At 50.0% G+C, this 13,489-nt stretch carries 12 protein-coding genes; 8 read left to right on the top strand and 4 right to left on the bottom strand.

Going from position 1 to position 13,489, the window contains the following annotated elements; all coding sequences use genetic code 11:
- The first annotated feature begins 56 nt into the window (after positions 1-56).
- The 3 genes from ABD980_RS01320 to rpoH all read left to right on the top strand — a co-directional run bounded on the left by ABD980_RS01320 (position 57) and on the right by rpoH (position 3,295).
- A complete protein-coding gene (locus tag ABD980_RS01320) occupies positions 57-1,163 on the top strand; it encodes an S-(hydroxymethyl)glutathione dehydrogenase/class III alcohol dehydrogenase (protein WP_260650701.1) in 1,107 nt (368 codons plus the stop codon).
- A 57-nt stretch (positions 1,164-1,220) separates the two neighbouring features.
- Positions 1,221-2,117, top strand: a complete 897-nt coding sequence (gene fghA, locus ABD980_RS01315; RefSeq protein ID WP_300647324.1) for an S-formylglutathione hydrolase — start codon at positions 1,221-1,223, stop codon at positions 2,115-2,117.
- A 275-nt stretch (positions 2,118-2,392) separates the two neighbouring features.
- On the top strand, positions 2,393-3,295 hold the full coding sequence (gene rpoH / locus ABD980_RS01310) for an RNA polymerase sigma factor RpoH (protein ID WP_300647325.1): 903 nt from the start codon (positions 2,393-2,395) through the stop codon (positions 3,293-3,295).
- Positions 3,296-3,492: 197 nt separating this feature from the next.
- Here rpoH and ABD980_RS01305 read toward each other — a convergent pair whose 3' ends face one another.
- Positions 3,493-3,834, bottom strand: coding sequence for a YkvA family protein (locus ABD980_RS01305; RefSeq protein ID WP_345369030.1), 342 nt, complete (start codon positions 3,832-3,834; stop codon positions 3,493-3,495).
- A gap of 108 nt (positions 3,835-3,942) precedes the next feature.
- Here ABD980_RS01305 and ABD980_RS01300 point away from each other — a divergent pair, with 108 nt between their 5' ends.
- Positions 3,943-5,352 carry an MFS transporter gene (locus tag ABD980_RS01300; RefSeq protein WP_345369029.1) on the top strand — a complete coding sequence of 470 codons (1,410 nt, stop codon included), beginning with the start codon at positions 3,943-3,945 and terminating at the stop codon, positions 5,350-5,352.
- A gap of 4 nt (positions 5,353-5,356) precedes the next feature.
- Here ABD980_RS01300 and ABD980_RS01295 read toward each other — a convergent pair whose 3' ends face one another.
- Positions 5,357-5,884: a chorismate--pyruvate lyase family protein gene (locus ABD980_RS01295; protein WP_300647327.1), complete on the bottom strand. Its 528-nt coding sequence runs from the start codon at positions 5,882-5,884 to the stop codon at positions 5,357-5,359.
- Positions 5,885-5,942: 58 nt separating this feature from the next.
- Positions 5,943-6,779, bottom strand: a complete 837-nt coding sequence (locus ABD980_RS01290; RefSeq protein ID WP_260650663.1) for an aldo/keto reductase — start codon at positions 6,777-6,779, stop codon at positions 5,943-5,945.
- A gap of 42 nt (positions 6,780-6,821) precedes the next feature.
- On the opposite strand from ABD980_RS01290, the gene panB reads away from it, so the two are divergent.
- The 4 genes from panB (at position 6,822) to ABD980_RS01270 (ending at position 12,492) form a co-directional block, all read left to right on the top strand.
- Positions 6,822-7,655, top strand: a complete 834-nt coding sequence (gene panB / locus ABD980_RS01285) for a 3-methyl-2-oxobutanoate hydroxymethyltransferase (protein ID WP_345369026.1) — start codon at positions 6,822-6,824, stop codon at positions 7,653-7,655.
- 105 nt (positions 7,656-7,760) lie between these two features.
- On the top strand, positions 7,761-8,759 hold the full coding sequence (locus ABD980_RS01280; protein ID WP_260650700.1) for a TAXI family TRAP transporter solute-binding subunit: 999 nt from the start codon (positions 7,761-7,763) through the stop codon (positions 8,757-8,759).
- A gap of 131 nt (positions 8,760-8,890) precedes the next feature.
- Positions 8,891-11,515, top strand: coding sequence for a TRAP transporter permease (locus ABD980_RS01275; protein WP_345369023.1), 2,625 nt, complete (start codon positions 8,891-8,893; stop codon positions 11,513-11,515).
- A gap of 20 nt (positions 11,516-11,535) precedes the next feature.
- Positions 11,536-12,492, top strand: a complete 957-nt coding sequence (locus ABD980_RS01270) for a pseudouridine synthase (protein WP_345369021.1) — start codon at positions 11,536-11,538, stop codon at positions 12,490-12,492.
- On the opposite strand, the gene ABD980_RS01265 is transcribed toward ABD980_RS01270, so the two are convergent.
- Positions 12,489-13,475, bottom strand: a complete 987-nt coding sequence (locus ABD980_RS01265) for an asparaginase (protein ID WP_300647332.1) — start codon at positions 13,473-13,475, stop codon at positions 12,489-12,491. The genes ABD980_RS01270 and ABD980_RS01265 overlap by 4 nt on opposite strands.
- Positions 13,476-13,489 lie beyond the last annotated feature (14 nt).

Below are 13,489 nucleotides of genomic sequence, written 5' to 3'. Positions count from 1 at the left end.
AATAGCTGTTAAACTGGGCTTTTTTATGCCACACAGATATTGGGAGGGCAACAATGATTAAAACCAAAGCAGCCGTAGCTTGGAAAGCAGGCGCCCCATTAACCATCGAAGACGTCATGCTACAAGCACCCAAGGCCGGTGAAGTCCTGGTAGAGGTCAAGGCCACAGGGCTTTGCCATACGGACTTATACACCTTGTCCGGTGCTGATCCCGAAGGTTTGTTTCCTGCCATTCTCGGTCACGAGGGTGCCGGGGTGGTGCTCGAAGTGGGCGAGGGGGTGACCTCGCTCAAACCGGGCGACCACGTGATCCCACTATACACTCCTGAATGCCGTCAATGTAAATCCTGCCTTTCACAAAAAACCAACCTGTGTACGGCGATTCGTGCCACGCAGGGCAAAGGCCTGATGCCTGATGGCACGTCGCGCTTTAGCATTGATGGGCAACCTATCCATCACTATATGGGGACCTCTACCTTTGCTAACCATATTGTTGTGCCAGAAATTGCTTTGGCCAAAATCCGAGAGGATGCGCCTTTTGACAAGGTGTGTTATATCGGTTGCGGTGTCACCACAGGCCTAGGCGCGGTTTTATTTACCGCTAATGTCGAAGCCGGTGCAAATGTGGTGGTCTTTGGCTTAGGGGGTATTGGGTTAAACGTGATTCAGGGCGCTAAGATGGTGGGCGCAGATAAAATTATTGGGGTAGACATTAACCCAGATCGGGAAGCACTTGGCCGTCAGTTTGGCATGACGGATTTTGTGAATCCTAACGATGTGGAAAACGTGGTGGATCATATTATCCAACTAACCGATGGCGGAGCCGATTATTCCTTTGAGTGTATTGGCAATACGCAAGTCATGCGTCAGGCTTTAGAGTGTACCCACCGTGGCTGGGGACAGTCCATCATTATTGGTGTGGCTGAGGCCGGTGCCGAAATTTCCACACGTCCTTTCCAACTGGTTACGGGACGTGTTTGGAAGGGGTCGGCGTTTGGTGGGGCGCGTGGTCGTACGGATGTACCAAAAATTGTGGATTGGTACATGGACGGCAAAATTAATATCGATGATCTCATCACCCACCATTTACGCTTGGATCAAATCAACGAAGGTTTCGAGATGATGAAGCGCGGTGAATCCATCCGTTCTGTGGTGATGTACTAGTCCCACATACTATCCATCTATCCCCGCCGGTGACGGTGGGGGCATTTAGGAGATCAAATGACAGTTCAGTTGGAATTAGTCAGTGAGCACCGTTGTTACGGGGGCTGGCAACGCTATTATCAACATGCTTCCACCGCGATTGGTTTGCCGATGCGCTTTGCTGTATTTTTACCAGAGCAAACCGAAGCAAGCTCGGCCAAAGCCGAAGGCGGTCAGCCTATGGGTACTACGCGACGCCCTGTTTTGATTTATTTAGCTGGTTTAACATGCACCGAGGACACCTTTACGGTGAAGGCTGCTGCCCAACAATATGCTGCGCACCATGGGTTGATCTTGATCACACCAGACACCAGCCCTCGTGGTGCAGGGGCACCTGGCGAAGAGGAGAGCTGGGATTTTGGGACGGGTGCTGGGTTTTATGTGGATGCCACTACGCCTGATTTTGCTAAGCATTATCGTATGGAATCTTATGTAGCCGATGAATTGTTTACCCTGGCTACGACCGTACTGCCTGGTGATGCGGAGCGGGTTGGGATTTTTGGGCATTCCATGGGGGGGCACGGCGCGCTTGTTTTGGCACAGCGTCACCCTGATAAATTCAAATCCGTGTCAGCATTCGCTCCCATCGCGGCACCCACACGCTGTCCTTGGGGGGAAAAAGCTTTTACGGGTTATTTGGGTGAGGATCGTAGTCAGTGGGAACAATACGACGCGAGCTGCTTAATGAGTCAGCAAACCACCGCTCCCTATCCAGGGGGGATTTTGATTGATCAAGGGTTGGCGGATCAGTTCTTAGAGCGCGAGTTGTATCCACATGTGTTTGAAGAAGCCTGCGCTAAAGTTGGGCAGCCTTTGGTTCTGCGTCGTCATGACGGTTATGACCACGGTTATTTTTTCATTATGACATTTATGGGTGATCATATTGCCCACCATGCACGTCAGTTAGGTGCGTAGTCCGCTCCTACTTTTGGCCGGTTGAGCAGGGCTTAACCGGCAGCGTTGTCACAAAAAAGCAACATTACAAAATGAGCCGCATTTGTTAATTTTTTTGCAAAAAAACACAAAAAAAGGGAACTTTAGGGAGTTTTTCGTCTCTAATCTAGTGTAAAGTGAAAATAATATAGTTATTAGCACTCCCAATCTAGCAGTGCTAAAATAGTAATATTAGACATTTATCATTTGGTGTGATAGTGGGTTTTCCCCTTACTACCATTTAATAGGACACGATAATGACCCAAGGTACAACAACATTGGCTCTACCAAACAACCAGTTGGCCGCAGCGGTATCCAACCCTGGCGCGTTGGGCACCATCGAGGCCTATATCACAGCAGTTAACCAGCAACCCATGTTAACTGCTCAAGAAGAAATCGACTTAGGGCGTCGTCTGCAGCAGGACGGCGACCTTGATGCCGCACGTCAACTCATTATGTCGCATTTGCGGCTGGTGGTATCGATTGCACGTCAATACCTTGGCTACGGTTTGCCCCATGCTGACTTAATTCAAGAGGGCAATATCGGCCTAATGAAAGCCGTTAAACGTTTTGATCCTAATCGTGGTGTGCGCTTGGTGTCGTTTGCGGTGCATTGGATCAAAGCCGAGATTCACGAGTTTATTATCCGTAACTGGCGTTTGGTTAAAATCGCCACAACCAAAGCACAGCGAAAACTATTCTTTAATTTACGACGCATGAGCCCCGAGGACGGGCAGACACTTGATCCAGAACAGGTGGACGAAATTGCGCGAGAGCTTAATGTACGTCCTCAAGACGTTTCTGAAATGGAATTACGGATGTCTGGCGCCGAAATGGCACTAGAATCCCCTTATAACGATGATGACGAAAATGGTTTTGCTCCCATTTCTTATTTATCAGATGACGGCGCGTGGGAGCCATCCAATGTACTAGAGCAGCGTGCACATGTACAACTACAGGGCCCTGGTCTAGAAAACGCGTTGGCACGGCTCGACGATCGTTCACGCCATATTATTGAATCCCGTTGGCTCCAAGACGATAAAGGTTTAACCCTGCACGAATTGGCTGCGCAATATGGGGTATCGGCTGAACGTATTCGTCAAATTGAATCTGCCGCTTTGAAAAAACTGCGTGGTTTTCTTGAAGCAGAGGCTGCCTAAAAGATTTTTACAAACTGTTACGTGATGATTGGGAACTTAGCGCTGTCATCAGGGACTAACATCTATCAGCCATACAACATCCCCCTTGTTTGGTATGGCTGATAGCCTGTCTTGGCTTCTCCTTACCCAAGAGTCAGGCGCTGAATGTGCCCCAACATTCACATTTACCCTCCTTACGGAGGGTTTTTTTTTGGGATTTAACCAAACCACTGCTGCATTTTTTCTCTTGCTTTGGTTTTGGTTTCATCGGAGATATGCATAGCTACCGTACCAATAGCGGCGACGATCATACCTAAATCATCGGTATAGCCCACAAGGGGCGCAAAGTCAGGAATAGCATCTAAAGGAAAAATAAAATACCCCAATGCCCCGATCATTACGGTTTTTGCCCAGGCTGGAGTTTTAGGGTCTTGGGCACCATAATAGAGCCACAAGGCTTTTTCCACGACTTCTGCCCCCGCTTTTTTGGCGTAGTGTGCCAGTTTGTTCCAAAAACGGGATTCTGAGTAATGTTGGGCATGGTTTTCGGGTTGTTCCATTACAATCTCCTAATCAGTTATTTATAGATGGGGGCAAAAAGTATTTTTACATCATGGGTAAAGCATACGCTTAGGGTTTGATAAAACACAACGGCTTAGAGACAACACATGACATCTTCACATAAAAATGCCAGCTGGGGAGAGCTGTTATCGGGGCGCAATGGCTTGCGCGCCATTGCCTTGGCGGGTGGGGTGGCCGTCTATGCTATCAATATTTATATTGTGACGACTATCATGCCGTCGGTGGTGCAAGATCTTGGGGGGATAGACTACTATGCGTGGAATACGACCCTATTTGTGGCTGCCTCTATTTTAGGGTCAGCTTTTGCGGCAAGCCTGATAGATTTTCTTGGCTTACGCGCTGCTTATTTATTAGCGATCTTAATCTTTGTATTAGGCTCGATGGTAGCAGCCATGAGCCCAAACATGGGCTTTTTATTAGGCGCACGTACCGTTCAAGGGGTGGGGGGCGGTATGTTATTGGGTTTAAGCTATGCTTCTGTGCGTTTAGTGTTTGCGGAACGTCTTTGGCCAAGAGCCATGGCTCTGATTTCGAGCATGTGGGGGATCGCAACCTTGTCTGGCCCTGCTGTAGGCGGAGTGTTTGCTAAAAGCGGTCAATGGCGTTTGGCTTTTTGGTCTACCGTACCAGTAGCACTACTCATCGCTTTGTTGGTGGCCTCGCAATTAACTTCTCGCCAAGAAAATCGCGACAATGAGCTTAACCGCCCCCCATTATTAAAAATCGCTTTGTTAACGGCTTCTGTTTTTGTTTTAGCGTTTGGTAGCTTAGGATATTCGTGGCTTTGGGTAGCACTCTCTATTGTTGTGGTGTTGACGATTCTATACGGAATTGCTCGGGATGATATGCAAGGCCATAACCCACTTTTTCCACAGGGTACTTATTCACTACGTCATCCGTTAGGGTGTTTATATGCGGGTATTGGCTTAATGAGTATTGGGGTGACCAGTGAAATTTTTATCCCTTATTATTTGCAGCATATACATGGTGTACGTCCTTTAGCTGCAGGCTATATGACGGCATTGATGTCAGCAGGTTGGACTACTGGCTCCATATTAATGGCCAGCCGATCGCCGCGTTTTGCTAACCGGTTGTTTAACATAGGTCCTGTGATTTCAGGGCTAAGCTTAGCCGCGCTTGGAGCATTATTGCCCTGGTTCGGTTTAACCACCTATTACGAAATGACGTGGGTATTATATATACCTTTGTTTGGGGTGGGTTTTGGGGTGGGGATGATCTGGCCGCATTTATTGACACGAGTGTTTAGGTCAGCGCGAGCAGGCCAAGAAAATTTGGCGTCTGCCTCGATTACCACACTGCAACTGTATGCTATGTCGATTGGGGCCGCCATGGCGGGGATGGTGACCAATGCCGCGGGTTTTAATCGTGGTGACCTGATCGGGGCGCAGCATTCTGCCGCGGCGCTGTTATGGGTGTTTGCCGTGGTGCCCTTTGTGTTTTTATTTATTAACCGGCCAGTCAAGCAGGTGGTATAAGCCATTATGCCTTGGGCACAGTTTGCTTTTGAAATGCCCATAAAGGGGGTAAGAAAACTTCGCAAACAAGCACTTGCAAGCTGTCTTTGCTAAAACAGGAGCGTCGAGCCCAAGCGTTATGCTGGTTAAAAGGTTCGGGTAGCCACGCGGCGGGGTAGGAGCAAATCTGCATTTGCCCCCGTACAAATGCTTCGTGCAAAGATAAGACCTCGCCTAAAGGGCGTGTGCCGAGCTGATCCAAAGGGAAGCCACTGCTTTCTAGCGAGGCTTTGGTGGCGAGGCTGCGCGCAAACACCCAGGGCGTACCATGCCCCCGTAGAAATACCTCTCGAACCCATGTAGGGGTATCAGGGGTGACAGCCAGTGCTTGGGCTTCATCATCACGTATGTCAAGCCAACCTTCGGCCAAAGGCTCAACCGCAAATTGCTGTTGGCTGAGCTGTTTGAGCCGTGCCGTTAAGGAGCCTGGCTCGAATAGCCAATCGTTTAATAAGGGGTGAGGGTGTGGGTCTTGGGACCAGTGAATAGCCATAGTGTGTGGGTATCAAAGCAAAAAGCAGCAAAACCCCAAGAATACCACGAGCTTGCCCTTATTTAGGTAAACGGAAAAGCACAGGGTCTGGTCCAAGCCGGTTCGCATCATCATGCAACGCAGCAATAGCGCGCATGTCTTCAGCGTCTAATGTAAAATCAAAAATCGCAAAGTTACCGCGGATACGTTCAGGGGTAACGCTTTTACTGATCACCATGTTGCCAAGTTCAATTTGCCAACGTAGCATAATTTGGCCTACATTGCGTTGATGCTTTGCCGCAATTTCCGTTAAAGTTGGGTTATCCCAAAGCGTGCCTAACCCCATCGGGCTCCAAGCCTGTGTTTGGATCTGATGTTGTTGATTAAATGCGCGCATGGCGGCTTGCTGAAAACCTGGGTGGAGTTCAATCTGATTAACCACGGGGGTTTCACCGGTTTCGTGGATTAAACGCTCTAGGTGATCCTGGTTGAAATTACACACCCCTATGTTTTTAATTAAGCCTTCGTCGCGCAGCTGGATCATGGTCTGCCAGGTTTCAACATATTGGTTGATTTTAGGAACAGGCCAGTGGATTAAATACATATCCACATAATCCAGTTTTAAGCGCTCTAGGCTTTGGTAAAAAGCAGTTTTGGTAGCGTCATGACCATGGCTATCGTTCCAGACCTTGGTTGTGACAAAATAATCGCTGCGGGGCAAGCCACTGGCAGCCAGACCTACGCCCACGCCCGCTTCGTTTTCGTAGATGGTGGCTGTGTCGATGAGCCGGTAGCCGGTTTCCAGCGCGGTTTCAATCGCTTGGGGAACGTCATCGTTTGGAATTTGCCAGACCCCAAACCCCAGTTGTGGGGCGGTATGGCCGTTGTGAAAAGAAACCAGAGGGCTGACTTGCATGGTTAAAGCTCCTAATTTTGTCTCTTACTAATGAGGGTTGGAATGAGTGTTCATAGTGAAATAAAGCGCCGTACAGTGCCAGAAATTATGGCCTACAAAGGCCAGAAAAAAATCGTTTGCTTAACGGCGTACATGGCTCCCATTGCGCGTTTGGTCGATCCGGCTATGGATTTGATTTTAGTCGGGGACTCCACCGCAATGGTGGGCTATGGTATGCGTGACACCCTAAGTATTACTTTACAGCAAATGGCCGATCATGGTGCGGCCGTAGTTAATAGCACGGAACAGGCTTGCGTGGTGATTGATATGCCTTTTGGTTCCTATCAGGTTTCACCCCAGCAAGCATTTGAAAATGCGGCTTTTATGTTAGCGCGTAGCGGTGCGGCGGCTGTAAAAATCGAAGGGGGGGCTGCCTTAGCACCCACCACGCAGTTTTTGGTGGAGCGGGGCATTCCCGTTCTGGCGCATGTAGGCCTGATGCCTCAGTATGTGAATACCATGGGTGGTTTTAAAGCGCAGGGCATGAGCGACGAGGCCGCAGAGCGTATTTTGGCGGATGCCTTAGCCCATCAAGAAGCCGGTGCTTTTGCCGTAGTGGTCGAGGGGGTAGCAGAAGCCCTTGGGCGGCGTATCACAGAGCAATTGGCGATTCCCACGATTGGTATAGGGGCGTCGCCTGCTTGTGATGGGCAAATTTTAGTCACCGAGGACATTTTAGGTCTAAGCGGTGGCCGTATTCCCCGCTTTGCTAAACAGTTTGGTGATGCCGCGACCGTAATCCAACAAGCGGCGCAATCTTATGCTGATGAGGTACGAAATGGTACTTTTCCTACTTTAGATCATTGTTTTGGCGTAAAAAAATCTGCCAACTCTTAACAAAGTGTGTTAGGGAAATTACCCGTTCGCTCCTTATCTAGACGTTGTAACATGAATCTAACTGGATAATAGGGCAGTAGTGTGCTGCTAAACAGGAGAAAGACGATGCGAAAACGGTTTAAAAAATCCTTCTTTTCCAATGGGCTTCGTTTAACACTTGGAGCCGCCATTTGCTCAATGATGTTGGCACCTTTGCCCGCTGCGGCTCAACAAAAATTTGTGAGCATTGGTACGGGCGGCGTCACGGGTGTGTACTATGCTGCGGGTGGCGCAATTTGTCGTTTAGTTAACAAAGACCGCGCCGAGCATGGTGTGCGTTGCTCTGTAGAGTCTACGGGCGGTTCGGTCTTTAACGTTAATACTATTAAAGCCGGAGAATTAGACCTGGGCGTGGTGCAGTCTGATGTGGGCTACAACGCTTATAACGGCGAAGGTCAGTTTAAAGATGCCGGTGCTTACAAAAAGCTACGCTCTGTTTTCTCTATTCACCCAGAACCTTTTACCGTTGTGGTGGGCAAAGATTCAGGCGTGGAAAAATTCGAGGACTTAAAAGGCAAACGTTTTAATGTGGGTAACCCAGGTTCTGGTACTCGCGCCTCGATGGAGCAGCTGTTAGCAGCTATGGGTACAGATAACAGCTTTTTTTCTCTAGCTTCAGAGCTCCGGCCTGATGAACATGGTCAAGCTCTATGCGATGGCAAGATCGATGGCTTTTTCTATGGTGTTGGCCACCCTTCGGCAAATATCCAAGACCCCACGACGACATGTGGCGCTAAAATTGTCTCGTTAACGGGGGAAGCCGTTGATAGCCTAGTTGAAAAATACCCCTACTACGCTAAAGTCAACATTCCTGGGGGGCTTTACCCAAATAACCCAGATGATATTCCTACCTATGGGGTATTAGCGACCTTTGTGACTTCCGAAGACACTGACGAGGCGGTGGTCTACGAGGTAGTAAAATCGGTCTTTAACAATTTTGAAGACTTTAAGCGTCTTCACCCCGCTTTAGGGCATCTGGTGAAAGAAGACATGGTGAAAAACGGGCTTTCCGCACCTTTGCACCCGGGTGCAGAGAAGTTCTTCAAAGAGCAGGGGTTGCTGTAATACGAGCGTGACATCGCTGTGTTACACCGCATCACTGGGTATCACCGGTTGCTATGTTGTACGTAACGGGCTGCCTCATAAGGGCAGCCCGTCTTTCCTAGCTGCAGGGCTAGGCTCACAAGGATGTCTATATGAGTTCCACGCCTAACGAACACGATCTACAACAGTTGGTCGAAGAGGTCGACCGCGGGGGGCGCCGTGTCAGCGGCTTATTCGGAGCCTTAGTTTTTACGGTGGCGCTATTTTGGGCTGTATTTCAGTTGTGGTATGCCTCGCCTTTACCGTTTACCTTTAATTTTGGCATTTTGAACGACACCGAAGCGCGAGCCTTACATTTAGGCATTGCGATGTTTTTAGCTTATGTGGCTTTTCCGGCTACATCGCGTTCGGCGCGGGATCGCATACCTTTGCATGATTGGTTATTGGCCCTGATTGCTGGTTTTTGTGGGGCGTACCTGTTTTTATTTTATAACCAGTTAGCGCTACGCCCCGGTATCCCCACCACTATGGATGTGGTGGCCGCAAGCATAGGTTTAGTACTGCTGCTCGAAGCCACGCGCCGGGCGCTGGGAATGCCGATGGCGGTATTAGGCACGGTGTTCATTTTGTATGTGTTTTTAGGGCCGTGGTTGCCCGATGCTCTTGCCCATCGCGGGGCCTCATTAGAGCGCTTGGTCTCGCATATGTGGCTAACCACCGAAGGGGTATTTGGGGTAGCGCTAGGGGTATCGGTTTCTTATATCTTTATTTTTGTGATGTTGGGCTCGTTGCTAGACCGATGCGGCGCTGGCAACTATATGATGCAGGTGTCTTTTTCTTTGCTAGGGCATTTGCGTGGTGGCCCAGCCAAAGTAGCGGTGTTATCGTCGGCAGTCAATGGGGTGGTGTCGGCGTCTTCGACCGCTAACGTAGTGACTACGGGTATTTTTACCATTCCGCTTATGAAGCGAGCAGGTTATGGGGGCGTACGCGCTGGTGCTATTGAAACCGCCGCCTCAGCCGACGGACAAATTATGCCACCCGTTATGGGGGCTGCCGCGTTTTTAATGATTGAGTACGTGGGGATTCCCTACACCGACATTATTAAACACGCCTTATTGCCCGCGCTATTATCGTATATCTCACTGTTTTATATTGTGCATTTAGAAGCCCTAAAACTAGGGATTCAGCCAATGATGGCAGCGGCCACACCACGCACCTTAATCCAAAAAGTCGCTCGCATCGGTATGGGGGTATCCGGTACGCTGATCGTGATTGCCGCTATTTATTGGATTGGGGTGGGCACCCAGCGGCTGTTCCCACAGCAGGCTTTTGGTATCTTGGTCACGCTGCTGGCGTTGCTTTATGTGGGCTTGGTCTGGATGGCCTCACGCCACCCGGACTTGCCTGATACGGTCAGCGTGACCGATCCTGTTCGTCCAGAGGTCTGGCCTACGGTGCGCACTGGTTTATTTTTTCTTATCCCTATCGGTATTTTGGTGTGGAGTTTGACCATTGAACGTTTATCCCCTGGGTTATCCGCTTTTTGGGCGGTAGTGGCGATGTTGGTTCTTATGGTGACACGGCGTCCACTGCAAGCCTTTTTCCGTCAACAACAGATTAGCGCTGCTTTTGTGCAGGGGTTGCGAGACGCTATCGATGGCCTGCAAGCGGGCGCGCGTAACATGATTGGGATCGCTCTGGCATGTGGCACGGCTGGGCTGATTGTGGGGGCGATTACGTTAACCGGCTTAGGCCTACGCATGACCGCTTTTGTAGAGCTGGTTTCTATGGGCAATGTATTGCTCATGCTGGGCTTTACGGCGTTGGTGTGTTTAATCTTAGGTTTAGGCATGCCTACTACCGCTAACTACATTTTGATGGCTACGCTTATGGCGCCAGTGGTGGTGGAGCTTGGGGCGCAGAATGGCTTGATTATCCCCTTGATCGCTGTGCATATGTTTGTGTTTTATTATGGGCTGATGGCCGATATTACCCCTCCAGTGGGTTTGGCGACATTTGCAGCGGCGGCGATTGCTGGTGAAGACCCGTTACGCATTGGTATTCAAGGGGTGAAATATGCGATGCGCACGGCGGTGTTGCCTTTTATGTTTATCTTTAATCCACTTCTGTTGCTAATAGGCATAGACAGTTGGTACGAGCTAATTTTTGTGGTGGTGGGATCCATTATTGGCTCATTAGCTTTTGCGGCAGCAACCATGGGGTGGATGCGCGTTAAATCCAAACCTATTGAAATTATCCTGTGCTTGGTGGCGACATTTATGTTGTTCCGCCCCGATTGGTTTATGGATTATTACCAACCTAAATATCTGTCGGTAGCTCCTTCTCAGATCTACGAGGTCGCAGCGGATCTGGCGCCCGGTAAACGTTTTGTTGTGGAAATCGAGGGCATGAACTTAGAAGGGGACGAGCTACGCAAAACGGTAGGTACGGTCTTACCCCCTTTACCAGAAGGCGCAACCGATCTGGATACCCAAGCGGCTGGGCGTAAACGTTTAGCCGATGCTGGCATTGGTTTGATGGCGTTTGGGGATATGGTGCAGATTTCAAACATCAGCTTTGGGAGCCAGGCGCGTCGAGCGGGTTGGGAACAAGGTTGGGACGTGGTGGCGGTAAAGCAGCTGAATCCGCAGCGCCCCTCTGAGTATTTGGTGTATATTCCTGCTTTATTGATTTTATGGTTAATTTGGTGGCGTCAGGGGGCTCGTCTCAGAACGGAGCCTCAGCCGGTGTTACAAGCTGGTCAGAGTATATAAGATCAGCCTAGGATAACGACATGAAAGAAACCGCAGGGCAGCAAGGGGGGCTTCAGGCCCCTCTTGCTGTTAAAAATGGGATTGCACCCAGCCGCGTTTGGTTACCAGAGGGTGATTGGCACTCTGTAGGCGAATTTTTACTGCAACGTTTTGAGCATGTGGCACCCGAGGCATTACAGAAACGCTTAGCACAAGGGGATATTGTGGATGCACAGGGCAAGCCCGTGCATTTTCATACACCGTATCGGCCGCAGCAGTGGCTCTGGTATTACCGCTATGTGGAAAACGAGGTGCCCGTGCCTTTTGCGATGCCGATTTTATATGCAGATGACACACTGATCGCCGTGGATAAACCCCATTTTTTAGCTTCTATACCGGGGGGGCAGTATTTGCAGCATACGGCGCTAACGCGTGTGCGCCAGTTGTTTGATGATGCCACTATTACCCCTTTGCATCGCCTTGATCGCGAAACGGCTGGTGTCTTGTTATTTTGTCGGCAGCCCGCTTTGCGTGGAGCGTATCAGAGCCTTTTTCAAAGCCAATTAGTGGATAAGGTTTATGAAGCCATTGCCCCGGTTTCTAGGGTAGTTCAGTTTCCTTTGCAATACCGCAGCCGTATCGTGGCACCTAAAGGGCAGTTTTTGATGAAAGAGGTAGCGGGTGAGCCCAATAGTGATACGTTTATTTCCTTGCTGCGTACGTGGCAGGACCCCGATCACGGTGTTTTGGGCTGGTACAAATTACAGCCCAGCACAGGGCGTAAACATCAGCTGCGTGTGCATTTACATGCGCTAGGCACACCGATTATTCATGATAGCTATTATCCCCCAGGGCAGCCGCCATTGGCAGCTGACGATTTTAGTCATCCTTTGCAGCTACTAGCGCGCTCTATTGCTTTTATCGACCCGATCAGTCACGAGTATCGCGTATTTACCAGCCAGCAGCAGTTAGCTTGCTTGCCAACGGTGAAGTCTTAGTAGTGTTGTAAATAATGGTGGATTTGTTGGCGATCGGCGGACTGAGCAAGGGCTAACGCACACAGACTGCGCGCCGCTAGTGCTGAAAGCTGATAGGCGGGCAGGGTATGGTAGCGCTTATCTTGCTCCGAAGGCGCAACTGGACCATTGGGGATACGGCTGGCGCGCACACAAAGCACCCCTTTTTCGGCGGCATACAGGGCACCTGCACGCGCAGAGGGGCTCAAGCTACCATTGCCGACGGCGGCAATGATTAACGCTTGTGCGCCGGTATCCACGGCAGCTTGATATAAGGCAAGGGGGGCGTCGACGTAATCATAAATCAGATCAACACGGGGCAGATGAGGGGTAGCAGGCAGTTGTAGCGCACATGCCTTACCAAAAGCAGGGCGGGGGGCGTGGTGGATATAGACTCGTCCCTGACTGACCAGCCCTAGGGCTCCAGCTGTGGGGGCTCCAAAAGCCTCTGGCATAGAGGTATGCGTTTTTTGTACAAAGCGTGCACTAAAGAGCTGGTCGTTCATTAAGACCAGTGTGCCAAGGCCTTGTGCGGCTTCGGTACAAGCCGTTAAAACGGCATGATATAGATTTAATGGACCGTCGGCACTTAAAGCCGAGGCAGGGCGCATGGCGCCTGTGACCACCACAGGTTTAGGGCTTTTAATGCACCAGTGTAAGAGCAGGGCGGTTTCTTCGAGCGTATCGGTACCATGTGTGATCACGACGCCATCAACGGTGTCTTGATCCACAAGCTGTTGTACGGTTTGGATCAAACGGTGCTGAACGGCAAAATTCATATCTCGGCTATCAATATGACTGACCTCATGCAGCATTAGGGTAGCGAGATCCGTTAATTCCGGCACGGCGGTAATCAGGTCGTGGGCAGATTGCGCTACTTTGTAGTCTCCCAAATGGGTTTGATTGGGGTGACACGCGGCAATGGTGCCCCCGGTTGTGACAATAGCAATGGTTTTTTTAGACATACTATGCCCCAAGA

This window comes from Paenalcaligenes hermetiae (genome assembly GCF_039543645.1).
Lineage (GTDB): Bacteria > Pseudomonadota > Gammaproteobacteria > Burkholderiales > Burkholderiaceae_B > Paenalcaligenes > Paenalcaligenes hermetiae.
This window is presented reverse-complemented; position numbering and strand designations above follow the sequence as displayed.